Source organism: Hamadaea sp. NPDC051192 (genome assembly GCF_040682475.1).
GTDB lineage: Bacteria > Actinomycetota > Actinomycetes > Mycobacteriales > Micromonosporaceae > Hamadaea > Hamadaea flava.
Map to the genome: position 1 here is coordinate 12257 of NZ_JBFBAZ010000020.1, position 25574 is coordinate 37830.

Below are 25574 nucleotides of genomic sequence, written 5' to 3' on the forward strand. Positions count from 1 at the left end.
GTCGCAGGCTGAGCCTCCGGCCTGCAGATCCTGACAGCGCAGCACAGGCGGCCTGCATCGGCCACCACTGGAAAGGGGACTCGCAGAGCGAAAGTACGGGAAATTCATCCACACCAACGACGTGAAAGCCGTGCCGCACCAGGCGGCCCGGCAGACGCGCCCACCTCGGGTGCAGAAGAGGAGATCCCAATGAACGCACGATCGAGCCCCAGCCAGACACGCGCACGCATGGAGCCATATGGCCGAAGACGTACCGGCCACCGACGCCGGAACCCCAGCCCTTCACCACCCTCGACATCGCAAAGCTCTATCCCATAAGGAGAACCCCTCCACCCGGCCGGCCCGCCCGGCACCCGTGAAGAAGAGCAAGACCGACATCGCCATCGAACAGGCAGCCGCTCGGCTCGCCGCCGAAGCGCCACCTTTGAGCGAAGGCCAGAAGCGGCGCATCGCCGAACTGTTCGCACCCGCCGTCAACGCCGTCAAGCGCTGAGACGGGTCGAAGGGGCGCACCGACACCCGGTGCGCCCTTTCGTCGTGTCCTCCCCGTCGCGGCGACAGCATCGGCCGGATTGGCGGCCCCACGCCCGACCGGCGACGCGCTCAACCGAGTCGGTCAACGGCCTTCGGGCGAAGGTGGGTGTCGACGCGGTCGGCGATGATGCGGGAGTGACTTTCGGTGACGCGATACGCGACCCGTCCTGGCTCGCCGCCTACGGACAGGTCGCTGGGGCCTTCTTCACCTTGCTGGCCGTCCTGGTCGCGCTCGGGATCGCCCGCCGCGATGCCCGGCAGCGCAGACGCGATGACGAACAACGTGCGCAGGCGCAAGCCCGGCTGGTCGTGGTCAAGCTGATGGACACCACCCTGCGCCCCTCTACACACGGTGGCGCCAACCACGGTGACGCGGTCGTGGAGGCACACGTGGAGAACCTCGGCGACCGGCCGATCCTCGACCTGGCTGTCCGGGGCCGGGTCGCCGCGTGGGACGGCCGTCAGCGAGGCGACGCCGGCATTCTGGAAGAATGGCCCCACGTTCTGCGCTCCAATGACGACATCCGCGTACGGGCGATCTGCCGCGAGACTAGCTACGTCAAGATCGTGAACTGTGTGGTCTCCTGGCACGATGCCGATGGACGCTTCTGGTCCCACCCGCTGCCCGACGTCGAGCTCAGCCTCGCCACCAACAGCGTTTCCGTCGTCATCGAGTGACCACCAGCGCGCCCGAGGGACGGCACTGGACGCCAGCCGCACTGGAAGGCATCGTGCCCACGCACTTCGGTGCCGAGCCGGGCCGTGCTTGACCGCCGACATGCCGCGCTGACCGGCCCCGCCTCGGACACCCGAAGGCGGCGTCGCCGAACCGTCACTGGTTCGGCGACGCGCGCTCTTCTCGTGGCAAGGCGTCCGCCGTTGACACGAGCTTCCGTTGGTCGCCCTACTGGTCTGGGGCCAAGGGCATCAGCTTGCCATCGTCCGTCAGGGCATCAACCAATAGATCACGATGAGGGACATCGTCATCAAGCCCGTATCGCGTCGCGAGCAGACTTCGGAATGCAGCCACGTTCGGCGTCGCCGTCGGGGATTCCAACTTCCACCGCCGTTGGCCAATCGCGAAGAGGGCAAAATTCAACGCGTCCTGCAGCCGATCACTCGTGAACTCCGATAGCGGGATTGGAGTAGATTGTTCCGTTTCTGGCGCACGGGCAAGCTGCCGCTGCTCTTTCGTCGGCGGACCGGGGCGATCCAGTAGTCCTGCCGCACGAGCGCGAAAGTTGATCACGGCGTTGACGATCGCGATAAGGATGTGCCAGTCAAGCCAGCCCTCGTCGCGCAGCTGGTGACAGGCGGAAACTGTGCCCGAATCAGAAAGTATCCGAGGCAGAGTCTGAGGAACCAGCGTCGGAAGGTAACTGTAGTTCTCGCGGATGGCATCGAGGCTCGCCGCCTGGTCGTAGCCTGGGCCGGGCGTCGTCGGAGCGGCGAGCGCGTCAACCTCGCGAGGTGCGAACCGCTGGCCGCCCACCAGCTCCACGGAAACCGATGCGAGGGCTTCGTAGTGAGAGTCGTCGAGGAGGCCGGCGACATCGTCATACGGACGAGCCGCGTGCAACTTGTGCATAAGGCCCCTCGCTATGGCTTGCTCAACGGAGCTCATGAACTCCGGTTGCGGCCTGCCGCTGAGGTGCGCCATAAGCTGTACCAGGGTCGCTGACAATTCAAGTTCAAGGGCATCAGTGTCGATCGATGCGGTGAAGGCGGAGAGAATCACCGTGCATTCGATCCGCTCGTTGTTGGGCTTGAACCGGACGCGGTCCCCGGTCCCGAACGGAGTGCCGACCATGAGATCGATGTGTATCTCCTGGGACAGAAACACTGGGTCACCGATCGCCAGTTCCGCGAGCAGGATCTGCGCGGCAGCGGCGAACCGCTCTGCGGCCAGTACGTTCGGGCGATCGTTGATACAGGAGATGAACCACGTCGTACCAAGCGCCGCGAACGCGAGCGTGCGCCGACCGCCGACATCAGAGAACGGGAGACCGTGCAGGTCGTCGCTAGCCTTGGCGGCCAGCTCGTCCTCGGTAAACTTAAACGACGGGCGGACGAGATCGACAATATCTGCAAGATCCCCATACACCTGCTCGCCAAGTGCCCCCTGAAGGATCGGCAAGAGACTGGGCCTGAACCGCTCCGCTGCGAGCAACGCGAACGGCGCATGAAAGTCAATGCTCTGCAGACTCGGGTGCGCCTGATGATCGAAGGCGTTCTCGGCTAGCGAGCTGTGGGCATGGACTGCCAGTCGGCAGAAGCCAAGCGAATCAGCCCAGTTCCCCGTGCTGTAACAGTAGCCCAAAGCGTCGATGAGGCACTCAGGTACAAGGTCTTGCAGCTCCTGGGCGTTCGAGATCACAGCTGCGGCGCCTGCGGCGAGCGCGTATTGCTTCGCCGCATAGAGAAAACCGAGTTCGGAATATGTCCTCCCGATCATTCGCATGGCAAGGAGAGAGCCGCGCATGGTGTCACCGTGCCACCAGTTGATCTTTGCGGTGTGTAGTTCGGCGAGAGCTTCGAGGGGCCTACCTGCTCGAAGGAACGCGATCGCGCGTTTACGGCATCGGTCGGCGGTCACAGAGTCACCACTGATCGATGCGGAGGCGGCGTCGAGGGCGTCGCGTACCTTTGCGTAGCGCGGGTCGGACGTGAGTACGGGCGCTAGCATTTGGAAGACCTGGCTGGTGTTCCCGACTGGTACCGCCCGCGCCCTTGGCAGCAGGTCGACGAACGCATCGAGGTGATCCATCGCCTCCGCGAAATCGAGCGGGACATCATCGTTGCTGATCACCGGGAGATCCTCGCCGGTCGCCTCTGTCTCGCGGCGCAGGGCCGTCGTCTCCTGCGGCGACGGCAGAGAGCCGACTGGTGGCCTTACGATCTCCGGCCACCGTGGCTGGAGGCACAGGTTCGCAAGAACGTCATGAAGCCGCGCCTTGCGCATCGGATGGGTCGCGGGGTCCGTGTGGTCAAGAAGCGCAGCAACATGTGCTCGTAAACGTAGGTTGAGGTCACGCAGCTCGTCAGCGGTAGCCTCGGCGATGTGGCGTGCCCATGCGCCGCCCCAGTATTGAAGAAGGATCGCCGCGTCGTCCAGCGCCGATATGGAGTCCGTGCCGAGTGCGAATGTGATCGCAGCTCGCATGTCACCCTCCACGCCGTCGAGGGTGTTCATCCCTCTCAGGGTGGCGACGACTGACTCATATCGTGCTCGAAATACAAGGTCAGATGGGAGGCCATCGTCGATGAACTCCCGGATGTAGCCCAGCCACTCCGGAAGATCGACACGGGCTTCCGCCTCGAAGGTGGCGTGGCGAAGACCGTCGCGGACCTCGGACATCGCACCAGCGGTAAGTCTCTTCTGATCCCGGGAGCGCAGTGCTGTCAGGGTTTGTGAGTACCACTCAGGCTGTGGTGCCTCCGCCTGATCGGGGACCATGTGTGATGGCAGTTCGAGGTAACGCTGTGCGACCCAAATTAGGTCACCGCAGCCGAGCTCATGTGCTACGGCCTGTCCATCGAAGATGTCGAGGCCAACGTCGAAGCGTTCGCGTGCGTGGGCCTGCAACTTGTGGCGACGAGCCACGGGGATGTCCTGAACGGCAAAGAATGCGACACGGGAGACCGGCTCCCCACGGCTACAGATCGACTCCAGATCAGCTTGGATCTTGCTGTCGAGGCCGTCTTTCTGCACTGAACATGCGATCACCACGGGCTCGGTTGAGGCGCGGCCGACGAAGCCGCCCGCTCCCGGCAGCTCATCGGGGAGCCGGGTGTAGTAGGTCTCCGCATCACGCCCCTGATCTCCCCCTGCGCTCACTGGCCCGGTTGCGGGCAGAAGATTGGCGCTGATCCGCCGCTCAGCGATGCGGAAGCTGATCGTCTCGAACGTGTGGTGCTCGTTATGTGAGCTCAGCTGTTCAAGCTGGAAACGGATGTAGCGCTCGACTTCGGACGGCAAGGCCATGGCCTCATTCTCCTCTCTGCAGCCAGGCAAACTGCTGGCGGCTCCCTCTTGCCAGTTCCAGCCTTACGCCGCTGCCGTGGTCTTCGTCTTACGTCGCCGGGCTCGCTGGGCGGCCGGTAGTTGCTCGGCCTGGAGCTGCTTCTTGAACCGGATCTCTACCGAGTCCGGGTCGAAGCCGCGTCCGCGCTGGCCGACCGGCAGAATCCGCACGGTCACAAGCGTGTCGACGATCAGCCGTTGATGCGCCAAAGTCAGCGACTCCCACGCTGCCTCGATGTCGTCAACGCCGATCAGGTCCTTGAGCGGCGAGTCGACAACGGCGGTGTTCAGGATGGTGGCGATCTCGTCCAGCCGCGTCTTGCCGATCGCGGTCGCCGCGTACAACTGCTCGCGGGTCACCTTGCTGAGGATCTGGTCGGCGGCCATGTCGTTGAGGTTCTTGCGGATCGCCGCCGCCTCCGCGCGCAGCGCCTCCGTGTCGATCTCGGGGCGGGCCGGCGTGAGAAGCTCGGCCGCGTCCTCGCGGGACAGCCGGTTCAGGATGGTGGAGATCACGAGCTTGCCGGTGTGGGCGACGTTGCGGGTCAAGTGGTTGCCCTGCTTGCACTTGTAACGCGGCGCCCGCCCGCCCAGGGTCACCTCCACCCCAACCGGATCGGTGAAGTGCTCATCGGTGCAGATGCCGCACTTGAACAGCGTCGTGCCCAGGTATTTCGGTGCCGAGCCAGGGCCGGTGCGCCGGTTCGGGTCGGTCAAAATCCGCTGCACAGCCCGGAACGTCTCCAGCGGCACGATCGGCTTCCATGGGGCGTCGCCGATCTCCTCACCCTGGAACACCATCAGCCCGGCGTTACGCGGCCGAAGCAGGATGTCGCGTAACGTCTCTGCCGACCACTTCGCGCCGGTCACCGTGGGGACCTTCTTGCCGCGTAGCTCGCCCGCCAACGACCGCAGCGTCACGGATCGTTCGGACTCCTCGTCGGCTTCGGCGGCCTGCACGATCCGTATGGAGCAGTCCAGGATGATCGCGGCTTCGGCGTCGCGGATGGTGATGCCGTCCTCGTCGAAGCCGAACGGCCGCCGCCCGCCACCGTACTCGCCGTCGCGTGCTTGGCGTTCCCGCGCGGCTGAGACGCGCCGGGCGGTGTCGCGGGAGGACTTGTTGGCCATCGCCACCAGCACTCGTGCCATGGTGATGTCGGCGTCGTTGCTCAGCCGCAGCGAGCCGGTCACCGACTCGACGGGTACCCCGTACTCCTCGGCGATGTCGATCAAATCTTCGAGGTCGCGGGGGTCGCGGAACGCGCGGTCCAAGTCGAGCGGGATAAACCCGTCGTGCTCACCGCGCGTCAGCAGATCCAGGGACAGGCGAAGGCCGGGGCGGTAGGTGCGCCACTCGTGACGGCCGTTGGGAAGCAGCACCTTGCGTCGCTTGAACGCTGACACACCTTTGATCGACCCGTCAGCACGGCGTACGAGATCGTTCTCCACGATCACGCGCGTGATGTTCCAGCCGATCGCCCGGCCGTAGTCGCGGATACGCTGCTCCTGGTCGATATTGCCCTTCGCCTGCCCGTCCTCGTCCAAGTCGAGCAGCCGAAGATCCGACAACCGGGCGAAACCCAGACCGTTTCGGGGCAGGCGGTCGGGGGTAGTCTGGCGTCTGCGCATGTAAACCATGATGCCTCATGTGTGCTAGAAATCGGGCGTCGGTAAGACCACGCTGGCCGTGCACTGGGCGCACCGCGTACGCGCCAGGTTCCCGGATGGCCAGCTCTACGTGAATCTGCGCGGCTATGACCCCGAGCAGCCGATGGCCACCGGCGACGCCCTCGCCCGCTTCCTCACCGCACTCGGCCTGACCAGCCACAACGTCCCGCTCGCGGAGGACGATCGGGCTGCGCGATTCCGCAGCGAGGTCGCTGGCAAGCGGATGCTGATCGTGCTGGACAACGCCGCGGGCGTACGGCAGGTCCGGTCGCTGCTGCCCGGTTCGGGCTCGTGTCTGGTCGTGGTCACCAGCCGGGACAGCCTGGCCGGACTGGTCGCGGTGGATGGGGCGTACCGGCTGGATCTGGGACTGCTGACGATCACCGAAGCGGTCGACCTGCTGAACCGCCTCATCGGCCGCCGAGCGGAGGAGGAACCGGTCGCCACCGCTCTGCTCGCCGAGCAGTGCGCGCGGTTGTCGCTGGCCCTGCGGGTCGCGGCGGAGCTGGCCGTCTCCCGGCCCGACAGCACGCTCGCCGAACTCACCGCGGAGCTGACCGATCGGCAGTCCCGGCTCGACCTGCTCGATCCCGGGGGCGATCCGTACGCCGCAGTGCGCGAGGTGTTCTCGTGGTCGATCCATCACCTGCCCACGGCTGCGCTCGAAACGTTTCGACTGCTCGGGCTGCATCCCGGGTCCGACATCGACCCGTACGCCGTCGCCGCGCTGACCGGTGTGCCCATCGACCAGGCGCGCCAGAACCTCGCCGTCCTCGCCCGGGCACACCTGGTGCACCGATCGGCGCCCAACCGCTACGGCTTGCACGATCTGCTGCGGGCGTACGCCGGAAGCCTGGCGAACCTCCACCTCACCCGGGACGAGCGGGAGAACGCCACGGGACGGTTGCTCGACTTCTACCGGACGGCTGCGACGGCCGCGATGGACTGCCTGCACCCGGCCGAAGCTCCCCACCGACCGCCCCGAATCCCTTCCAGTGCCACGATTCCGGACCTGACGACACCGGATGCGGCCGGTGCCTGGCTCGACGCCGAACGCTTCTGCCTGATCGCCGTCGCCGCCCACGTCGCCGCTTGTGGCAAGTACGCGTACGTGGTCGACCTCGCCCGGATCGTGCACCGCTATCTGATCGACACTCATCTCACCGAGGCGATCGCGCTCAGCGACCAGGCCCGGCGCTCGGCGGAAGGCACCGACGACCCGAGCGCGCTGGCGCACGCATTGCGGCTGCTCGGGGCGGCCTACAGCCGGATGAGTCAGGTCGACCTGGCCCTCGAGTGCCAGCAGGGTTCGCTCGCCCAGGCTCGCCGAGCCGGCGACCCGCTCGCCGAGACTTTGGCGTACCTCGGCCTCGGCGTGGCGCTGAGTCACCTCGGCCGCGGTGCGGAGTCGATGGCACAGACACGCGAGGCGATCGCCGTCGCGACCAAGGCCGACGACGCGCTCGGCGAGGCGATCGCGTTCAACAACCTGGCCGTCCTCCTGCAACAGCACGGCCGTTACGCCGAGGCGGGCGAGCACCAGCGCGAGGCGCTGAGCCGGTTCCGGGACCTCGACGCGCGGCGGTTCCAGGCGAACGCGCTGACCAATCTCGGGGTCATCGAGACCAGACTCGGAGATCTCGCGGCGGCCGCGGACCACTTCGATGCCTCGCTGGTCATCCTCCACGAGCTGAGCACGCCGATCGTGGAAGCGCACACGCTGGACAAACTGGGGATGTTGCTGCTGCGCCTCGGGGACGCCCCGGCGGCGTCCGAACGGTTTCGTCAGGCGGTCCAGCTCTTCCATCAGGTCGGCGTACCGGCCGCCGAGGCGGGCTCGCTCAACGGCATGGGTGAGGCGGCTCTCCGCCAAGGCCGGCCCGAGGAGGCCCTGGCGCTCTATCGGCGGGCGTTGGCCATGGCGGAGCAGATCAGAGGGTTCCACCAGGAGGCACAGGCCCATCTCGGGATGGGCCACGTCCTCCGCGCGCTGGACGACGAAGACCGCGCGCGGGCCCATTTCGAGACGGCGCTCGAGCTCTACACCGGACTGGGCTTGCCGGAGGCCGACGACGCGCGTACGGCACTCGCGGAATCGACGGCTAAGGCGTAGTCCCGTCGATTCGGTCCAGGGCGGCCGGGTCGAGGTCGACCACGGGATCCGCCGTCCGGTACGCCGTCCACGGCCGCTGCGGGAACTGGACGAGGTCGACCTCGATCCGGCCGTGGGCGGTGGTGAAGTCGCCGCCGCGTTCGAACAGCACGATCAGGGGCTCGAAAGGGTCGTCGAGGCCGGGCAGCCGATCACCGGCCACAGTGCTCAGTTCGGCGAAGTGCAGCGCCCACGTGCAGATGCGTCTGGCGTACCAGCCGGGAATGCCGGGCCCGAGCAGCGAGACGTCGGCGCGGACGGTGGGATCCACGGCGCCGGCGATGTCGAAGAAGGGCCACTCGCCGGTGTGGCCGACGTGGCCGGCCCACCACGCGGCCCGGCGCAGGTACTCCGACATCAGCGCGACGCGGGACCGGGTATGCCGGAAGCCGCCGTCCCAGCTGATGGCCCGCAGCCGCCGCGCAAGCTCAGACGCCGTCACCGCACCACTCTAGTCGCGGCTGCGTACCCGGCTGGGCCGCTGTCCGCCCCAGCCGCGAGGGCAAGGGGGTGGCGGAACTTTCGCCCTCGTGATGTTCTCCGGAGCCGAATCCGACACAGCGCGGGCGGAAGTTCCGTCACGGAAATGGGTCAGAGCAAGTGGTAGCGGAGCGCCACCGCGAAGAAGCCCACCGCCGCCACCGCGAGCGACGCCCCCATCGCGTTCGGATCCGACATGACGAGCACGAACCCGGTCAGGAATGCCGTGGTGGTCAGGCCGCTGAGCCAGGCGCACAGCGTCGCCAACCGGGTCCACCGCGACGGGGCGAGGCGACGGCGTACGGCCGGCGCGACGGCCGCGACTCCTCTGCGGCTACCGCTCGCTACTGCTGCTCGACGATCAGCTTCCGGGCCAGGCCCGGGATCCCCCGGATGCTCTCCATCTCGTAGTTGGACACGATCACTGTCACGTACCCGTGGTCCGGGTAGAACATCAGCTCGGCCACGCCGCCGATGCTGCTGCCGCCGTTGTGTCCATACGACCAATGGTCGCCGGCGAGCGTGGCGCCTGGGCCATAGCCGGTGAACACGGTCAGTTGCGTGGGGCCGGGCGGCGGCAGGCCGGGCAGCTTCGGGCTGAGCGTCAGCTGGGTGTACGCGGGGTTGAGCAGCTTCTCCTCCCACAGCGCGTGGGCGAAGCGCTCCAGCTGGGCGCAGGACGCGAACGCACCGGGCAGGAAGATCTGTTCGTCGAGGTTGTCGATCCGGTCGGCGGCCCCCTCCGGGCGGTAGTAGCCATGGGCGATGCGGCGGTCCTCGCGCAACTGCGGCAGGGTGTAGAAGTCGGCGCTGCCCATCCCCGCGGCACGGAAGACGTGCTCGCGGACGTAGTCGTGGTACTCCTGCCCGGAGGCACGCGCGACGATTTCCGCGAGCACGTGGTACGCGGAGTTGCTGTACTGGCTGCCCGCGCCCGGCGGGAACGCCAGCGTCTCCTTCCGGACGAACTCGCCGGTACCGTCCATCACCTGCTGGACGCTGGTCCAGGTGCGGGCCGCGTCCCAGAATCCGGGGTCGCCGAACGGGTCGCCCAGGCCCGAGGTATGGGTCAGCAGGTGGTGGATCGTCACCTGGTCGGCGATCTCGGCCGCAAACCCGTCTACGTGCTGGCCGATCGTGTCGTAGTAGGCCAGCTTGCCGCGCTGGGCGAGCTGCGCCACCGAGACGGCGGTGAACAGCTTGGCGATCGAGGCCAGGCCGAACAACGTGTCGGGTCCGTTGGGCACCGCACGCGCCTTGTCGGCCATCCCGTACGTGCGGGACAGGACGGTCCGGCCCCGGTAGGTGATGAGCACGCTACCGGAGAACACGTCCCTGGCCGCCATGTCCGCGATCAGCCGGTCCAGTTCACCGCCGGGCCGCAGGCCCTTGGGCACTCGCCCGGACGGGAAGCCGGTGTCCGCGGCTACGGGTGACGAGCCGGCCGCCTGGACGGCCAGCCCCGCGGTCGTGGCGATCGAGGTGGCGCCCAGCATTTTCAGCGCCGCTCGGCGAGTTGTGATCATGGTCAACGCCTTTCTGACTGGATTCGACGGTGACCACATCTACCGACCGGCGCCTATCGGTGGCCGATCGACGATCCATACGCGTTCCATATGCCGGTGTTGCGATACTCCACGGATGCGTGTGCTCCTGGTCGAAGACGAGCAACCCCTCGCCGGGTACATCGCGGCCGGGCTACGCAAGCACGGCTTCACGGTCGACCTCGCCCTCGACGGCCAGACCGCCCTGGACAAGTCCGCGAGCACCCCGTACGACGTGGTCGTGCTGGACCGGGACCTGCCGGTCGTGCACGGCGACACCGTGTGCCGCCGGCTCGTCCATCGTGGTGCGTCACGGGTTCTGATGCTGACCGCGTCCGACGCTGTCGAGGACCGGGTGGACGGCCTGATGCTGGGCGCGGACGACTACCTGGGCAAGCCGTTCGCGTTCTCCGAGCTGGTCGCGCGGGTCCACGCCCTGGTACGACGCAGCGCTCCGGCCCGCCCGCCGGTGCTGCGTGTCGCCGGTGTGGCGCTGGATCCGGCGCGCCGTACCGCGGAACGGGACGGGCGGCTGCTGCACCTGACCCCCAAGGAGTTCGGCGTACTCGAACAGCTGCTCGCCGCCGGAGGTGACGTGGTCAGCGCGGAAACGCTGCTGGACAAGGTGTGGGACGAGCACGCCGACCCGTTCACCAACGCGATCCGGATCACCGTCGGCACGCTGCGCCGCAAGCTCGGCGGCCCGCCGCTGATCGAGACCGTGACCGGAGCCGGCTACCGGATCGCCGAATGCGGCTGACCGCCCGAGCGCGGCTGACCCTGCTGCTGACCGCCCTGGTCCTGGCCGCCGGAGGGACGCTGACCGCACTGACCTACCTGCTGATGCAGCAGAACCTGCGGCACCGCTCCTTCTTCATCGATCTGGACCCGTCCGGCAGCCTGCCCTCGGGCACGCCTCAGCCGACGCCGCCATCGGGACAGGGGCTACGCGACCTCGCCGACCGGGTGGAGGCCGACACCCTGTCCGCGTTGCTGACCCAGGCCGGTCTGGCGCTCGTCGTGGTGACCGGGCTGGCCGTCGTACTGGGATGGCTGGTGGCCGGAAGGGTGCTGCGGCCGATCCGCGCGATCTCGTCTACCGCACGGCGGTTGTCCGCCGAGAACCTCACCGAGCGGGTGCCGGTCACCTCCCCTGCCGACGAACTGACCGCGCTGGCGGGCACGGTCAACGGGATGCTCGACCGCATTCAGCGCGGCGTCGCCGAGCGGGACCGGATCCTCGACAGCCAGCGGCTGTTCACCGCGAACGCCGCGCACGAGCTGCGTACGCCGCTGACCACTGTGCGTACCGCTATCGACGTCACCCTGGACGGCCACCCCAGCCGAGCCGAGCTGCTCGCGATGGCCGGCGACATACGCGACGCCGTCGAGCACGTGCAGCGCGTCCTGGACGGACTGCTGCTGTTGGCCCGCAGCCAGGCCGGCGTCGGTGCGCGCGAGCCTGCGGATCTGGCCGGGATCGCGGCCGCCGCCCTCGACGCCGCCAGGCACCGGGTGCGCGATCTCGCCGTACACGCGGATCTGCGACCGGCCTCGGTCAGTGGCGAACCGGTTTTGCTGGAACGGATGGTCGACAACCTGATCGACAACGCGGTCCGCTACAACCAGCCGGACGGGCACCTCACGATCTCCACCGGTATGGCCGACGGGGAGGCCGTGCTGCAGATCTCCAACAGCGGCCGGGAAATCTCCCCCGACGAGGCGCAGGCGCTGCTGGAACCGTTCGTGCACGGGCAGGGTGCCCGCGTGAGAACCGATGGTCTCGGGCTGGGACTGTCCATCGTGCGCGCGGTCGCGCTCGCGCACCGGGGACGTCTAGCGGTCACCGCGCGGCCCGGCGGCGGTCTCGATGTCACCGTCGAACTCCCGGCACACCTTGTGGCAACGGCGGATCGTCTGGGGTGAGTCGCCGGGCACGCTGGCGACCGAAGCCGGGCTCGCCGAGCCGGCCGCCAAGGGTTCGTGAGCTGCTCGCCGCCGTCGAACTCGGCTGAACCAAGATCCCCTTCTGTTACCCCCCGGGGGTATGCTACTGTCTCCAAGCCAGATACCCATGGGGGGTATCTTTCCGAGGGGACATGCCATGTGCACCTGTTGCCAGACAAGCGATTCCGCCACTCCCGCCGTCGTCGACGGCCGCGACTTCGCCGTCTCCGGCATGACCTGCCAGTCCTGCGCGACGAAGGTGACCGACGCCCTCCAGGGCGTACCGGGAGTCACCGGCGTCAGCGTCGACCTGCGCGCCGGACGCGTCACCGTCGCCGGCCCCGCCACCACCTCAGCGATCGCCGCCGCCGTCGGCGCGGCCGGCTACCACCTCGAACCTTCGGAAGGCTTGTCATGAATCCCGATCCCCGGCGCTGGTGGGCCCTCGCGGTCCTCGCCACCGCCCAGTTCATGGTCATCATGGACACCTCGATCATCGCCGTAGCGCTGCCCCGGATGCAGGAGGATCTGGGCTTCAGCCCCAGCGGCCTGCAGTGGGTGTTCAACGGTTACGCCGTCGCCTTCGGCGGTCTGCTCCTGCTCGGCGGCCGGCTGTCGGACCTGTTCGGTGCCCGCCGCGTCTTCGCCACCGGCTGGCTGGTCCTGATCGCCGGGTCCGTCCTGGCCGCGGCGGCCGGAACTCCCGGTGTCGAGGTCGCCGGTCGTGCGGTCCAGGGCGTCGGCGCGGCGCTGCTCGCCCCGGCCGCGATGACGCTGTTGATGGTCCTGTTCGCCGGTCAGCCGACGGAGCTGCCGAAGGCGCTGTCCTTCTACGGCGCGGCCGCCCCCGCCGGCGGCACCGCCGGGGTCTTCCTCGGCGGCGTCATCACCGAGTGGCTCACCTGGCCGTGGGTGTTCGTCATCTACGTCCCGATCGGCCTGGTCACCCTGGCGCTGACCCCGGCGACCCTGCCCGCGGTGCCCGGCCGCCGCAGCAGCACCGACCTCGCCGGCGCGCTCGCGGTCACCGCGGGTCTCGCGCTCGCCGTCGCGGCGCTGGTCACCGCGCCGGCCAACGGCTGGACCTCGGCCGCGACCTTGGGCCAGCTGATCGCGTCGGTCGCGCTGATCGCCGGGTTCCTACTGCTTCAGCGACTGGTACGCGCACCGCTGATGCCGCTGCGCATCTGGCGTACGCCGGGTCTGGCGGCGGCCAACCTGTCGATGGCGCTGCTCGGCGCGGCCTGGATTCCGATGTGGTACTTCCTGAACCTCTACATCCAGCAGGTGCTCGGCTTCGGTTCGTTCGCCAGCGGCGCGGCGCTGCTGCCGATGACCGCGCTCATCATGGTCGGCATGATCGGGGTCACCGGTCGCCTGCTCGCCCGGTTCGGCGCCCGTCCGCTCGTCGTCACCGGGCTGGCGGTCCTCGCCGCCGGACTGGGTCTGCTGGCCCTGGCCGATCCGCACGGCAGCTTCGTCGCCGACGTGCTGCCAGGCTCGCTCGTCGCCGCAGCCGGCATGGCGCTGGCCTTCATCCCGGCCACGATGACCGCGATCAGCGGCGTCGCCCCGACCGAGGGCGGTCTCGCCTCCGGCATCGTCAACACGACGTACCAGGTCGGCTCGGCGCTGGGCCTGGCCGCGATGACGGCCGTCGCCGTGGCCAACGGAGCCGGGCAGAGCACCGACCCGGTCGAGCTGACCAGCGGCTACACCACCGCGTTCACCGTGACGGCGGCGGTGGCCCTGGCCGGAGCGCTGCTGGCGGCGCTCACCTTCCGGCGACCCGCCCACCACAGTGGATCGGTTGAGGTAGTGCCGGCGGAGGAGCACGCCGCCGTCTGATTCCGCCGCTCGACGGCCCGGAGCATCCGCCGCTCCGGGCCGTCGGGCTATCTCGCAAGCCGTCATCACGGCCCTCTCCGCCCTCGTCCTGCTCACCGCCCGGCGCGTACGCCCCTGGCTGCGCTGACGCCGCAACCGGGCGGGGAGCTCGTCACGCGTCGTCGTCGCCGGATTTGGCGCGGATGCGGTGCAGTCCCTTCTCCAGGTACCAGTCGATCGTCTCCAGCTGGTCGCTGGGCTCGCCCTGCTCGGCCAGGCGGTCGCGGTACGCCCGCAGGATCGGCTGAGCGCCGGGATAGAACGTCCGGCACAGCCCGTCGACCGCCGCTCGGCGTACGCCGGGAACCGGGTCGTCGAGTCCCTGGCGGAACACGTCGAGGTAGCGCTCGTCGTCGGCGATCAGCCGCAGGTGCGGCTCGTCCGGATCGAGCGGCGAATCCGGGGCGCTGCGGAGGGCGGCGGCGATCTGGAAGTACTGGAGCGCCCGGAGAGCACGCATGCGTACCAGCGGGTCCTCGTCCGATCGCGCCTGGTCCAACAGCTCGCCGGCCGTCCAGACGGGAAGGGCCTCGGCGATCCACCGGACCGGTTCGGGCGCGGTGAGGGTGTGGCAGCCCGACATGTGGTCGGAGATCAGTTCCACCTGGTCGGCGTCGGCCTCCTCGGACGGACGCCACCGTTTGATCGCGGCTCGGTTGAAGCTGGGCGGTTCGTCACTGACGAGGACCCAGCCGCGCTCGGCCGCGAGGTCCGTCACGACCGAGGCCGGCGTGCCGGCCCGCAGTACGTAGCAGTGCGAGTCACTGCGGTCGGTCGTCACTCGTCGTCCTCGCCTTCGTCTTCTTCGTCGTCTTCTTCGTCGTCATAGCCGGCGTAGCCGTCGCCGTCGAAGATGTCGGGATGCCGGCCGCTGATGCCGCGGTCGAGGATCTGGTTCAGCTGCCCGGTCAGCTGTTCCTCCGGTTCGGTGAGGACCAGCTCCTCCAGCATCCACTCGTAGTTGTACGGCAGCAGGAAGTTCATGGCCTGCGACCGGTACGACCCGTTGTCGTCGTGGAAGTAGGGCCGCAGCCGGGCGAGCGCGTCGACATCGCCGTAGGCCAGGGCGACGGCGATGTGGAGCTGGCCGAGCTTGTCGCCGAGGTCGGTCTCCACGTCGAGTTCGCGTTCCAGCATGTCGATCGTCTGGAAGTCGAACCCCAGCAGCGCGCCGATCACGTCGACCGGCAGGTCCGTGGGGAAGTACGAGCCGAAGTAGGCGTTGAGCGCCTCCACCACTTCCGGGTACGTGCTGGGCCGATAGCGGACCTCGCCCACGAGCATCTCGCCGTAGTGCGCCTCGAACGTCACGTAGGAGCCGCTGTGCGCCGTACGCCAGGTCATCGACGGCACCCCGTCCGCCTGCTTCTGCGCCTCCCGGCCGATCCCGATCATCTCGATCGGCCGGCCGAACTCCTCCGGGTACGGGTCGTCGTAGTAGGCGCTGCCCCAGGAGCCGGCCTCGGCGTACAGGTTCATCGTGAAGTATCGGTCGAGGGTCAGGCCGTCGATGCCCTCCACCTGGCCCGTGTACGGGCTCGGGACGCCCAGCCGCTCGACGTAGCCGAGGAAGCCGCGCGCGACCTTCGGCAGGGTCACGCGGGTCGGCCGCTCGACCGGGAAGAACCCGCGCAGCACCTCGGCCATCTGGTCCGCGGTCGTGCCGCCGGGCACCTGCAGGAACGTCGGGTATGCCGAACTCGGCGCGAACAGCAGCTGACTCGGATCGCGGCCGTCGACGTACCAGACGGCGTCGCTCTCGATCCCCAGGCCGCGCCCGGTGTACTGCGGCCCGCGCGCGACCGGCACCAGGTGCGGCCGGTTCAGCCGGATGTGCTGCATGGTCGCCTGGGTGTGCAGGCCCCAGTCGGACGGCCGTTCGTCGGCTTCGGCCGACTCCCGGGTGATCGTCTCGTCGTCGTGCCACGTCACACCGAGTGCTCCGACGGCCGGATCGAGTCGCAGCGCAGTGAGCCAGGCGGGCGGGTCCGCCACCAACCGGCCGGCGGCTTTACGGCCGAGGACCTGGGCGCGGCTCACCGGCCGACCGTCCTAACCCGACGTTTTCTCATTGCGTCTCCTCCCCAGGTATGGTGCCGTTGCGCTTTCGGCCAAACGGCCGCGAAGCAGTGTAATGGGCACGATCGCGGTTGAGGCAACACAATGGAGGCCCCGGATGACAATTGACGCGACACGGTGGACAGCGGTCAGTCCGGCGGGCCTCGCCGGTTTCCAGCACACCCGTGCGCTCGTCCAGGATCCGGGTCTGCGCGGGATCCTGCTGTTCACCCAGGGCGCCGGCGTACACCAGCGTGATCTGTGGCGCTGGTCCGGCGACCGGTTCACGCATCTCGCCGACGGCCTCTTCCCGGATCGTTCCTACGGCGACGGCGTACACGGCCTCTTCGCCTGCTACGACCCGGTGCACGCCGACACGTTCCTGTTCGGGCTCACCGGCTCCCGGCCCGAACCCGACGCGCGCGCCGCGCTCACCGGTGTGGTGATCACCTCGGTGCGCTTTCCGCAGTGGGAGCGGACGCTGGCGTACCCGCCGCAGCTGGCCGACGACCGGCGGGTGTTCGCCGCGTTCCGGCTGGGCGATCGCATGCTGCTCCTCGCCCACGACGGAACCCTGCTCGCGGTGCCGGACGAGGGCGACACCCTGGAATTCGTGGCCGGGCCGATCCCCGGCCTGGACCTGGAGAAGCACGCCCTGCGCACGGCCGCCGCCGACCCGGACCACGGCGTCGTCGTGGCCGGCAGCGACGACTTCGACGGCCGGATGTTCCGCTGGAGCGCCGACACGGGCTGGACCGATGGACCCGCCACGGGTCACGAGGGCAACAGCATCGTCTGGAATCCGGTCGACCGCCGCGTAGACGTGTTGTGCGGTGCAGCGCCGCAATCCCTGCGCCCGTTCGACCAGCCCGACGCCGAAGGGCCGAGCCTGCCGTTCTTCACCCGGGCTGCGCCGGTAGCCCGCGACGCGGGCACCGGAACGTGGCTCCTGCTGGACCGGAACAACACCGCTCACATCGCCCCCTCGGGCGCGGCGGAGTTCACCCCGGCCGGTACGCCGACGACGGAGTTCCCGTTCGACACCGGCGACAAGGATTGGCAGTTCACCGCGCTGTCCGATGGTCCACTATGGGCGTTCAAACGCGATTCGGCCGAGGTGGCTCGGTTGACCGACAGCCATTGGTCGTCGGCGTCGCACCCCGCCGACGACGTGGAGCTGGCCACCGCAGCCCCGCACGGCCTGCTTCTCCTCGACAGCGACGGAGCGATCTTCCGGGCCGACGCCGCTGGGCGGGCGCTCCAGCTGAGCCCACCCGAAGACAACGTCGCCAGCCGGACCTACGAGTTCAACGATGACCGGCTCGGCTGGGACGAGGCCGGCGATCGGCTCGTCCTGTGGAGCGGAGGTGACCTGGAGACCCTGGTGCATCAGCGGGGTCGATGGCACGCGTTGGACACCGAGGACACCCCGCCCGAGGGCGAGTCGCTGTTGTGCGCCAACCCGCGCGGGCTGTACTGCTTCGCCGACGGCGAACTGTGGCTGCTGCGCGGCGACGAGTGGACGCAGGTCGGCGCGGACGCCGACTGGGAGCCCCACGAACTGTTCTGGTCACCGCGCCACGGCGGCCTGTGGTCGGTGTCCAACGAAGGCGTCGGCATCTGGCGTGACGGACGATTCCAGCACGTGACGGATCTGCCGCCCGGCTGCGCGTTGACCAAGCGCGACCGGGACAGCATCGTCCTGTTCGACACCAGCAGCCGCGTGGCGTACGACCCGGTGAGCGACCTGTTGCTGGCGGACGGCGGCAGCGGCGCCTGGCGGCTCGCTCTGGCCGACCTGGTCCCGGACCTTCGCCGGGACCTGCTCCCGGGCGAGGCGCTGGAGCTGCCCGGACTGGCCGCCGACGAGCACACGCCGGCCACGCCGCCGGCGCAGACCGCCCAGGACCCCAGCTTCTACGTCGTGGAATGCTCCGGCTCGTCGGTCTGGCGCACCCTCTCGCTCGCGTTCTCGTTCCCCGACCTCGATCAGGCTCGCATCGCCGTCGAGTCGATCGGCTGTGTCGCACCAGGGGCGGACTATGCCGCGATCGGGTCGGCGCTCGAAGTGGTCACCACGGACTTCATCTGGCGACTGTGGACGGTGCAGCACGGCACGCTGAGCGACGGGCTCGACCTGGCGGCGTACTTCCGGGTGCAGTTCGCCGACGGCAGCGAGCTGGCCCCCACCGCCGACCAGCTCGAGGCGATCTGGGCACGCGAGGGCGACGCCGTGGCGATCACCGTCGACTGGGACGCCGTCGTCGCGGCGGTCCCCGAACTGCGGGAGCCGCGGATGGGCCCGAACGACGTGACCGAGCTGCGGATCGACGACCATCCCGACCCGAGCGCGCCGAGCATCCTCGCCCACGGCATGGTCATGCAGTGCGCCGAGCGAACCGACTGAGGACGTTTCGGCCCAGGCCGAACTGTGGAGCCCGTAGCGTCGGGGTATGCAGCAGATACACGGGCATGATGCCGCGCTCGCCGTCCTGACCGACCCCGGGTTCATCGTGCCGCCAGTGCCGCCCTCGCCGTCCGGCGTCGGCGGCATCGCCTGGCTGCGGTCGGCCGTCGGGCGGTTCAGCTCGGGCGACGACCACGCCCGGCGACGGGCACTCTCGGTCGCCGTCATCGACGCGATCCCGCTGGAAGCGTTGCGGCACACCGGAACGCGCCATCCAGCGGCGACGCTGGCAACGGCCATGGGCGTCACCGAGGACATCGTTCAGCTGGTACGCGACGTCGCGCAGGCGTACCAGCCGGGGACCGGTGACGAGGCGCGTGCCGATGCCGCAGTGGATCAGCTCGTCGCCGTCTTCGGCGGCGTGCCCGACGAGGCGACCGCGGCGAGGATCGGCGTCCTCGTGCAAGCATGCGAGGCGACGGCGACCCTGATCGACCGTACGCGCCACGCGCCGCTCGACGAGGTCCTACGCGACCGGCCGCCGGTGCCGTTCACGAAACGGCAGGCTCTCGCGGGCACCACGGTCGGCGACGTCATCGTGGAAGCCGGTGAGACCGTGCAGGTCGAGCTCGCCGGGGAGCTGGCCTTCGGAGCCGGCCCACGGGTGTGCCCCGGCCGCGCCCACGCGCTAGCCCTGGTGGAAGGAGCATCGTCGTGACCACGTTCGCCGAACTTCATCGCGCGGGCGACCCACTCGTCCTGCCGAACGCTTGGGACGTCGCGTCGGCTCGCTGCCTGGTCGAAGCCGGGTTCCCGGCCGTCGGCACGACCAGTCTCGGCGTCGCGGCCGCGGCCGGGCTGCCCGACGGCGTCGGCGCCGCCGAGGCGGCCACGCTGGAGCTGGTCCGAGACCTGGCTGGGCTGGCGGCGTACGTCACCGCCGATATCGAGGGCGGCTCCGTCGCCGCTGCGGTCGCCGCCGCCGAAGCCGGTGCGGCCGGGATCAACGTCGAGGACGCGTTCGGCCCGGCCGAGCCGCACGCCGCGCTGATCCGCTCGGTGAAACTGGAAGCTCCCGGCCTGTTCGTCAACGCCCGGACCGACACCCACTGGCTGCGGACCGGCGACCTCACCGAGACCCTGCGGCGAGTGCGGCTGTACGCCGACGCGGGCGCGGACGGCGTCTTCGTTCCCGGGCTGGCCGACCCGGCGGACGTCGAAGCGGTCGTGGCGGCGGTCGACGTCCCGGTGAACATCCTGTTCCTGCCCGGCCGCACGACCGTCGCCGGGCTGGCGGAGCTGGGCGTACGCCGGATCAGCATGGGTTCGCTGCTGTTCCGCGCCGCGCTCGCGGCCACGCTGCGCACCGCACTCGCCGTACGCGACGGCGCAGACGTCGACGCGGGGCTTCCGGCGTACGCCGACGTGAACGCCTGGGCCGATCAGTCGGTGCGCTGACGCTGGGCCAGTTCGGCGAATCGCGCCTCCAACGCGGCTCGTCGCCGGGCGGCGTTGGAACCGTCGAGCTGACCGGCGAAGGCAGCCCGCACTGTGCGACCCGGGGGCATCAGTCGAGGAAGGTCACGGTCTCCGACAACTCCGCCCGGCGGATGCGCGGATGCGGGACCGTCGGGTCGGCGTACCCGATCGACATGCCGCAGAACAGCATCCGCTCCGGCGGCGGCGCGAGGACCTCCGCGACGCTGCGGTGGTATTCCGCCCATGCCTCCTGCGTACAGCTGTGCAGCCCTTCGCCCCGCAACAGCAGCATCACCGTCTGCAGGTAGATCCCGGCGTCGGACCAGCGCGGCAGCGGCATGTCCCGGTCCAGATAGCAGAACAGCGCGGTGCCCGCGCCGAAGCAGTTCCAATTCTCTGCGCGTACGCGGGCGCGGGCGGCCACATCGTCGCGGGCGATGCCGAGCGAGCCGTAGCGGCCCTCGCCGAGCGCCCCCATGCGTTCCAGGTATGCCGGCCGCAGCTGCGGCGGATAGATCGCGAACTCGCGTTCGTCGCCGGTGTCCCCCGCCGCCACCCGCTCGGCGACCCGCTTCTTCAGGTCTGCCAACGGTTCGCCGGACACCGCGTAGATGTGCCACGGTTGCAGGTTGCTGCCGGACGGCGCGTGGGCGGCCACCGCCAGCACCCGCTCCAGCGTTTCGCGCGGTACGGGTTGATCGGTGAACTTGCGAATCGACTGACGTGTCAGGACCGCTCCGTAGACGTCCATGTGGCCAGCATACAAGTGTTGATCTTGATCTTTCAGAGGCCGCCTGGATCGGGGCCGCTGCCGAACCCGCCGTCGCCGAGCCGACCACCGGAGCGCCGCCACCGCACCAGCGCCGTGATCGCGACCGGTCCCGCCGGCCACCAGAACAACAACGTGGCGACGAACGCCTCCGCACCCTGGCCGAGCTGGGAGAAGCCGGCCAGACAGCTCGCCCCGCCCGCGATCGCGACGAGGAGCAATCCGTCGCCGCCCGGCCGGAGCAGCCAGGCCCCGGCCAGCGCCACGGCCGCCACGACGACGGTGAGCGTCGTGAGCAGGCACCAGCTGAGCACTACCGCCCACCAGGAGAGCGCCTCGAACCCGACGTGCGCGACGACCAGGACGGCCGACAGGACCGCACCGACCAGAGCCGCGACCGAGGACCAAAGCTGACGGCGACTCATCCGTCCACATTAGGCGATGACGGCGGCACGGTCACCGACGAGTGTGAGAGCCGCCACCCGGAGCCGCCGCGGCCTCACATCCGCCCCGGCTGCGTCGTCGGTCTGCTGAGACATCGCAGATGAGACCAGCGCAGAAAGAGTTCTTCAGATGGTGTGGAAGATGATCACCTCGGTCAGCGGCCGGGTGGGGAAATGGGTCACCGTCGTCGTGTGGATCGCCCTGCTGATTCCAGCGGTGATGCTGGCCGGCCGGCTCGGCGACGTGGAGGAGAACGACAACGCGGCCTGGCTGCCCGGCAACGCCGAGTCGACGGCTGTGGTGGAGCGCGCCGAGCGCTTCCAGTTGGCCGACACCCTGCCGGCGATCGTGGTCTACGACCGGGCGGGCGGCGTCACGCCGGAGGATCTGGCCAAGGCGCAAGCCGACGCCGCGGCGTTCCAGCAGATCGCCAATGTGGTCGGGCCGCCGGCGGACCCGGTGGCCTCCGACGACGGCAAGGCCATCCAGACCGTCGTCCAGGTACGCAAGGACAAGCAGGGCTGGGAAGGCATCGGTGCGGTCGTCGACGCGATGACCGCGATCGGCGTACGCGACGCGGACGGGCTCGGGTTCCACGTGACCGGTCCGGCCGGTCAGGCGTCCGACTCGATCAAGGCGTTCGGCGCGGGCGGCGGCTTGACGACGATCACGGCGCTGGTCGTCGTCGTGATCCTGCTGTTGACCTACCGCAGCCCGCTGCTGCCGCTGTTGCCGCTGCTGACCGCCGGAGGCGCCCTGCTCACCTCCGAGGCGGTGATCTACCTGCTCGCCAAGAACGCCGGGCTGACCGTCAACAAGCAGACCAGCTTCATCCTGACCGTCCTGGTGTTCGGCGCCGCCACCGACTACGCGTTGCTGCTCATCTCGCGATACCGGGAAGAGCTGCGCAACCGTGCCGATCGGCATGAGGCCATGGCGTACGCGTTGCGCCGCTCGGGTCCGGCCATCGTGGCCAGCGCCGCGACGGTCGCGGTGAGCCTCATGGTGCTGACCCTGGCCACCCTCAACTCCACCAAGGGAATGGGACCGGCCTGCGCGATCGGCGTACTGGTCGGGCTGCTCGCCATGGTGACCCTGATGCCCGCGTTGCTGGTCATCGTCGGCCGCTGGATCTTCTGGCCGGCCAAGCCCGCACACGGTTCGGTCGCGGCGACCGGGTCGAACATGTGGTCGCGGCTCGGCAGCGCGGTGTCGGCCCGGCCCCGGCTGGTGTGGATCGGCACGGCCGTCGTCCTCGGCGCGCTCGCGATCGGCCTGTCCGGGCTCAAGGCGGACGGCCTGGCCAGCAAGGACCAGTTCACCAACGACCCGCAGACGGTGGTCGGCGAACAGATCCTGGCCGAGCACTTCCCCGCCGGATCCGGCGACCCGATCTACGTCGTCGCCCAGGCCGCGTACGCCGATCAGGTTCGCACCACGCTGGCCGCCGTTCCAGGAGTTGCCGGAGTCACCGGCCCGATGGTCAAGGACGACCAGGCCATCGTCCTCGGGCAGCTCGCCGACGAGCCCAGCAGCCAGGCCGCCCTGCACACCGTCGACACGGCCCGAACCCGCCTCCACGCCATCGCCGGTGCGGACGCTCAAGTCGGCGGGAACGCGGCGGTCCTGCTCGACACGCAGACCGCCGCCGCCCGGGACTCCAAGGTCATCATTCCGATCGTGCTGCTCGTGGTGTTCGTCATCCTGGCCGCGCTGCTGCGGGCGATCGTGGCGCCGCTGCTGCTCATCGCCACCGTCGTGCTGTCGTACGCCGCCACGCTCGGCGTGAGCAGCCTGGTGTTCGACCACGTCTTCCACTTCGCCGGAGCCGAGGCGTCCTTCCCGCTGCTCAGCTTCGTCTTCCTGGTGGCCCTCGGGATCGACTACAACATCTTCCTGGTCACCCGCGTACGCGAGGAATCGGCGCAGCTGGGCACCCGGCGCGGCGCGCTCACCGGCCTCACGGCGACCGGCGGCGTCATCACCTCCGCCGGGCTGGTGCTGGCCGGCACCTTCGCGGCGATGGCCTCACTGCCGCTGGTGTTCGCCGCCGAACTCGGGTTCGCGGTGGCCTTCGGTGTGCTGCTCGACACGACGATCGTGCGCTCGGTGCTGGTCACCGCCTTGACCGTCGACGTCGGCCGGTGGATGTGGTGGCCGGGCAAGCTGTTCCGCAAGCTGGATCCGGCCGCGACGCCGGTCGCCGGGACGCCAGAACCGGTCCTCGAGGGAGCCTGATCAGTCAGCGGATTTCGCGGTGACGGTGGCGGCGATCAACGTCGCCACCAACGTCGCCGCGATCGACGCGAACAGGCTGGTGAACAGCGCGAACACCACACCGATCGGCCCGTACAGCTCGGCCTGCCGGGTCATCGAGGTGCCGAGATAGACCGCGGCCCAGATCGCCACGCCGAGGCGACCGGCCGCGGTCAATCCAGCGGCCAGGTGCAACGCTCGCCACGGCACCCGGCCGTCGGTGATCAAGCGCTGGCCGGCCAGCTCCGCTGCGTACCAGATGATGAGCGCGAGCACGAACAGCGCGACTCGCGCGACGGGCGTCGACTCCCGCGCGAGGTCGCGCGCGACCGCGACCGACACGATCGCGGCGAGTTCCACGAGCAGCCAGACCCCCGCGCGCCACCAGCGGCTCCGCGGGAGATCCGGAATCTGCCAGATCGCCGAGTACGCCCGCGCGACGCGGCGGGTCAGCGAGTAGAGGCCGAAGAGGCTGATCCCCAGGCCGACCACGTAGAGGCGCAACCGGCTCGCGGGGAGCAAGGTCCGCACCGCGTCGGCCGCGGGCCCACCGAGCCCGAGCCGGCCGATCAGCTGGGCCGCGAACACCGACTCGCTGCGCCGCGACGACCCCAGCACCCCGGTGAGCAGCAACAACACCGGCAACGCCGAGACGAACGTGCCGGCCGCGATCACGTAGACCCGGTCGAGCAACTCGACCTGCGCCATCCGCCGCAGCACGTCGCGCGCGATCCGCACAGCCCCCGCCGTCCACCTCACGGGGTCTGATTATCCTGCTTACGGCCGTAGAAGGTCGTGCAACAGCGTCGGGTCCGCGTTTCCGCCGGAGACGATCGCGACGGTACGCCCGGAGGGTGCCTTCCCCGCCAGGTACGCCGCCGTGGTGAGCGCACCGCTGGGCTCGGCGACGACACGGGCCTGGTACGCCAGCACGCCGACCGCCGCCCGGATCTGCTCCTCCGTGACGGTGACGATGTCGTCCACATAGGTCTGGATGTGGGCGAAGGTCAGCTCGGACGGGCTGGTGCGTACGCCGTCGGCGATGGTCCGATAGGTCCGTTCCACCGGCCACGGCACCAGCGTCCCGGCGCGCAGCCCCTCGGCGGTCTCCGCCGCCAGCTCCGGCTCGACCCCGATGACACGGGCCGACGGGCTGACCGCCTTGACCGCCGCCGCCACACCGGAGACCAGTCCCCCGCCGCCGACCTGCACCAGAATCACATCCACGTCGGGCAGATCCTCGACGATCTCCAACCCGACCGTGCCCTGACCGGCGATGACCGCCGGGTCGTCGAACGGCGGCACCAGAGTGGCACCGCGCTCGGCAGCGATCTTCTCCGCCGCCGCCAGCCGTTGCGCGGGCGGGACGAGCACGATCTCGGCGCCCTGCGCCCGGATCGCCGCCACCTTCACCTTCGGCGCACCCTCGGGAACCACCACCCAGCAGGGGATCCCGGCCGCCCGGGCGGCGTACGCCAAAGCCTGGCCGTGGTTGCCCGACGAGTGGGTCACCACTCCCGCCCGCAGCGCCTCGGCGCCCAGCGAGCGCACGGCATTGGTCGCACCCCGCAGCTTGAACGCGCCGGTAGGTTGCAGGCTCTCGGGTTTGAGCCACAGATCCGGGCCGACGCCCGGCACCGGCAGCAGGGGCGTACGCACGACGACCCCCTCGATGCGGTCGGCGGCAGCGCGAATGTCGGCCAGAGTCACCAGGGTCGTCACGGCACCCAGAATACCGCTTTAATTCATTGCGCAATTCGTGTGGACGCCTTATTGTTGTCCTCAGTCAACGCGAGACCGATCGGAAAGGGGAACGACATGCGAAGCCAACTACGGCGCCGAGCCTCACTCGCCGCCGCACTGTCATGCCCCGAACGGGGCTCGCTCACCCGGGATGGTCGACGCCGCTAGGCGCGCCACAT

At 69.4% G+C, this 25574-nt stretch carries 22 protein-coding genes; 11 read left to right on the top strand and 11 right to left on the bottom strand.

All coding sequences use genetic code 11. From position 1 onward, the window contains the following. Positions 1 to 238 precede the first annotated feature (238 nt). Both AB0M47_RS11385 and AB0M47_RS11390 read left to right on the top strand, forming a co-directional pair. Complete coding sequence (locus AB0M47_RS11385; RefSeq protein ID WP_363411818.1) at positions 239 to 493, top strand: hypothetical protein; 255 nt, start codon at positions 239 to 241, stop codon at positions 491 to 493. A 176-nt stretch (positions 494 to 669) separates the two neighbouring features. Beyond that, positions 670 to 1212, top strand: coding sequence for a hypothetical protein (locus tag AB0M47_RS11390; RefSeq protein WP_363411820.1), 543 nt, complete (start codon positions 670 to 672; stop codon positions 1210 to 1212). Between the two features lie 226 nt (positions 1213 to 1438). Here AB0M47_RS11390 and AB0M47_RS11395 read toward each other — a convergent pair whose 3' ends face one another. Both AB0M47_RS11395 and AB0M47_RS11400 read right to left on the bottom strand, forming a co-directional pair. Next, positions 1439 to 4519, bottom strand: a complete 3081-nt coding sequence (locus tag AB0M47_RS11395) for a hypothetical protein (RefSeq protein ID WP_363411822.1) — start codon at positions 4517 to 4519, stop codon at positions 1439 to 1441. A gap of 63 nt (positions 4520 to 4582) precedes the next feature. Then, a complete protein-coding gene (locus AB0M47_RS11400) occupies positions 4583 to 6190 on the bottom strand; it encodes a recombinase family protein (RefSeq protein ID WP_363411824.1) in 1608 nt (535 codons plus the stop codon). Between the two features lie 58 nt (positions 6191 to 6248). Between AB0M47_RS11400 and AB0M47_RS11405 the strand changes: the two genes are divergently transcribed. Next, on the top strand, positions 6249 to 8342 hold the full coding sequence (locus tag AB0M47_RS11405) for a tetratricopeptide repeat protein (RefSeq protein ID WP_363411826.1): 2094 nt from the start codon (positions 6249 to 6251) through the stop codon (positions 8340 to 8342). Here the strand turns inward: AB0M47_RS11405 and AB0M47_RS11410 are convergent. From AB0M47_RS11410 to AB0M47_RS11420, 3 genes are all read right to left on the bottom strand, one after another. Beyond that, positions 8332 to 8823 (bottom strand): hypothetical protein, encoded by a 492-nt coding sequence (locus tag AB0M47_RS11410; protein WP_363411828.1) that lies wholly within the window; start codon positions 8821 to 8823, stop codon positions 8332 to 8334. The genes AB0M47_RS11405 and AB0M47_RS11410 overlap by 11 nt on opposite strands. Before the next feature lie 149 nt (positions 8824 to 8972). Then, complete coding sequence (locus AB0M47_RS11415) at positions 8973 to 9128, bottom strand: hypothetical protein (protein ID WP_363411830.1); 156 nt, start codon at positions 9126 to 9128, stop codon at positions 8973 to 8975. Between the two features lie 77 nt (positions 9129 to 9205). After that, positions 9206 to 10387 (bottom strand): serine hydrolase domain-containing protein, encoded by a 1182-nt coding sequence (locus AB0M47_RS11420; protein ID WP_363411832.1) that lies wholly within the window; start codon positions 10385 to 10387, stop codon positions 9206 to 9208. Between the two features lie 115 nt (positions 10388 to 10502). On the opposite strand from AB0M47_RS11420, the gene AB0M47_RS11425 reads away from it, so the two are divergent. The 4 genes from AB0M47_RS11425 to AB0M47_RS11440 all read left to right on the top strand — a co-directional run bounded on the left by AB0M47_RS11425 (position 10503) and on the right by AB0M47_RS11440 (position 14200). Then, positions 10503 to 11165, top strand: coding sequence for a response regulator transcription factor (locus AB0M47_RS11425; protein ID WP_363411834.1), 663 nt, complete (start codon positions 10503 to 10505; stop codon positions 11163 to 11165). After that, on the top strand, positions 11156 to 12331 hold the full coding sequence (locus AB0M47_RS11430) for a HAMP domain-containing sensor histidine kinase (RefSeq protein ID WP_363411836.1): 1176 nt from the start codon (positions 11156 to 11158) through the stop codon (positions 12329 to 12331). The genes AB0M47_RS11425 and AB0M47_RS11430 overlap by 10 nt, the downstream gene beginning before the upstream one ends. A gap of 178 nt (positions 12332 to 12509) precedes the next feature. Beyond that, a complete protein-coding gene (locus AB0M47_RS11435; RefSeq protein ID WP_253761886.1) occupies positions 12510 to 12770 on the top strand; it encodes a heavy metal-associated domain-containing protein in 261 nt (86 codons plus the stop codon). After that, on the top strand, positions 12767 to 14200 hold the full coding sequence (locus AB0M47_RS11440) for an MFS transporter (protein ID WP_363411839.1): 1434 nt from the start codon (positions 12767 to 12769) through the stop codon (positions 14198 to 14200). The genes AB0M47_RS11435 and AB0M47_RS11440 overlap by 4 nt, the downstream gene beginning before the upstream one ends. 151 nt (positions 14201 to 14351) lie before the next feature. Here the strand turns inward: AB0M47_RS11440 and AB0M47_RS11445 are convergent, their stop codons facing one another. Both AB0M47_RS11445 and AB0M47_RS11450 read right to left on the bottom strand, forming a co-directional pair. After that, positions 14352 to 15020: a HEAT repeat domain-containing protein gene (locus AB0M47_RS11445; protein WP_363411841.1), complete on the bottom strand. Its 669-nt coding sequence runs from the start codon at positions 15018 to 15020 to the stop codon at positions 14352 to 14354. Next, on the bottom strand, positions 15017 to 16279 hold the full coding sequence (locus tag AB0M47_RS11450) for a hypothetical protein (RefSeq protein ID WP_363411843.1): 1263 nt from the start codon (positions 16277 to 16279) through the stop codon (positions 15017 to 15019). The genes AB0M47_RS11445 and AB0M47_RS11450 overlap by 4 nt, the downstream gene beginning before the upstream one ends. A gap of 136 nt (positions 16280 to 16415) precedes the next feature. Between AB0M47_RS11450 and AB0M47_RS11455 the strand changes: the two genes are divergently transcribed. From AB0M47_RS11455 to AB0M47_RS11465, 3 genes are read left to right on the top strand one after another with little or no spacing between them, the layout of a single operon-like run. Next, a complete protein-coding gene (locus AB0M47_RS11455) occupies positions 16416 to 18704 on the top strand; it encodes a hypothetical protein (RefSeq protein ID WP_363411845.1) in 2289 nt (762 codons plus the stop codon). A 46-nt stretch (positions 18705 to 18750) separates the two neighbouring features. Then, positions 18751 to 19422: a hypothetical protein gene (locus AB0M47_RS11460; RefSeq protein WP_363411847.1), complete on the top strand. Its 672-nt coding sequence runs from the start codon at positions 18751 to 18753 to the stop codon at positions 19420 to 19422. Further along, positions 19419 to 20162, top strand: coding sequence for an isocitrate lyase/phosphoenolpyruvate mutase family protein (locus AB0M47_RS11465; RefSeq protein WP_363411849.1), 744 nt, complete (start codon positions 19419 to 19421; stop codon positions 20160 to 20162). The genes AB0M47_RS11460 and AB0M47_RS11465 overlap by 4 nt, the downstream gene beginning before the upstream one ends. A 109-nt stretch (positions 20163 to 20271) precedes the next feature. Here the strand turns inward: AB0M47_RS11465 and AB0M47_RS11470 are convergent, their stop codons facing one another. Both AB0M47_RS11470 and AB0M47_RS11475 read right to left on the bottom strand, forming a co-directional pair. Beyond that, complete coding sequence (locus tag AB0M47_RS11470) at positions 20272 to 20934, bottom strand: nitroreductase (RefSeq protein ID WP_363411851.1); 663 nt, start codon at positions 20932 to 20934, stop codon at positions 20272 to 20274. 32 nt (positions 20935 to 20966) lie between these two features. After that, positions 20967 to 21377 (bottom strand): hypothetical protein, encoded by a 411-nt coding sequence (locus AB0M47_RS11475; protein WP_363411853.1) that lies wholly within the window; start codon positions 21375 to 21377, stop codon positions 20967 to 20969. A 160-nt stretch (positions 21378 to 21537) separates the two neighbouring features. Here AB0M47_RS11475 and AB0M47_RS11480 point away from each other — a divergent pair, with 160 nt between their 5' ends. Further along, a complete protein-coding gene (locus tag AB0M47_RS11480) occupies positions 21538 to 23634 on the top strand; it encodes an MMPL family transporter (RefSeq protein WP_363411855.1) in 2097 nt (698 codons plus the stop codon). On the opposite strand, the gene AB0M47_RS11485 is transcribed toward AB0M47_RS11480, so the two are convergent. Both AB0M47_RS11485 and AB0M47_RS11490 read right to left on the bottom strand, forming a co-directional pair. After that, entirely contained in the window at positions 23635 to 24411 is a 777-nt protein-coding gene (locus tag AB0M47_RS11485) for a hypothetical protein (RefSeq protein ID WP_363411857.1), read from the bottom strand. 18 nt (positions 24412 to 24429) lie between these two features. After that, entirely contained in the window at positions 24430 to 25374 is a 945-nt protein-coding gene (locus AB0M47_RS11490) for a threonine/serine dehydratase (protein WP_363411859.1), read from the bottom strand. Between the last annotated feature and the right edge of the window lie 200 nt (positions 25375 to 25574).

What these genes read in the sequence shown, in the direction of transcription:
- AB0M47_RS11385 (WP_363411818.1), top strand. Translation starts at nt 239, where the DNA reads ATGGCCGAAGACGTACCGGCCACCGACGCCGGAACCCCAGCCCTTCAC.
- AB0M47_RS11395 (WP_363411822.1), bottom strand. Translation starts at nt 4,519, where the DNA reads ATGGCCTTGCCGTCCGAAGTCGAGCGCTACATCCGTTTCCAGCTTGAA.
- AB0M47_RS11400 (WP_363411824.1), bottom strand. Translation starts at nt 6,190, where the DNA reads ATGCGCAGACGCCAGACTACCCCCGACCGCCTGCCCCGAAACGGTCTG.
- AB0M47_RS11420 (WP_363411832.1), bottom strand. Translation starts at nt 10,387, where the DNA reads ATGATCACAACTCGCCGAGCGGCGCTGAAAATGCTGGGCGCCACCTCG.
- AB0M47_RS11425 (WP_363411834.1), top strand. Translation starts at nt 10,503, where the DNA reads ATGCGTGTGCTCCTGGTCGAAGACGAGCAACCCCTCGCCGGGTACATC.
- AB0M47_RS11430 (WP_363411836.1), top strand. Translation starts at nt 11,156, where the DNA reads ATGCGGCTGACCGCCCGAGCGCGGCTGACCCTGCTGCTGACCGCCCTG.
- AB0M47_RS11435 (WP_253761886.1), top strand. Translation starts at nt 12,510, where the DNA reads ATGTGCACCTGTTGCCAGACAAGCGATTCCGCCACTCCCGCCGTCGTC.
- AB0M47_RS11440 (WP_363411839.1), top strand. Translation starts at nt 12,767, where the DNA reads ATGAATCCCGATCCCCGGCGCTGGTGGGCCCTCGCGGTCCTCGCCACC.
- AB0M47_RS11455 (WP_363411845.1), top strand. Translation starts at nt 16,416, where the DNA reads ATGACAATTGACGCGACACGGTGGACAGCGGTCAGTCCGGCGGGCCTC.
- AB0M47_RS11460 (WP_363411847.1), top strand. Translation starts at nt 18,751, where the DNA reads ATGCAGCAGATACACGGGCATGATGCCGCGCTCGCCGTCCTGACCGAC.
- AB0M47_RS11470 (WP_363411851.1), bottom strand. Translation starts at nt 20,934, where the DNA reads ATGGACGTCTACGGAGCGGTCCTGACACGTCAGTCGATTCGCAAGTTC.
- AB0M47_RS11475 (WP_363411853.1), bottom strand. Translation starts at nt 21,377, where the DNA reads ATGAGTCGCCGTCAGCTTTGGTCCTCGGTCGCGGCTCTGGTCGGTGCG.
- AB0M47_RS11480 (WP_363411855.1), top strand. Translation starts at nt 21,538, where the DNA reads ATGATCACCTCGGTCAGCGGCCGGGTGGGGAAATGGGTCACCGTCGTC.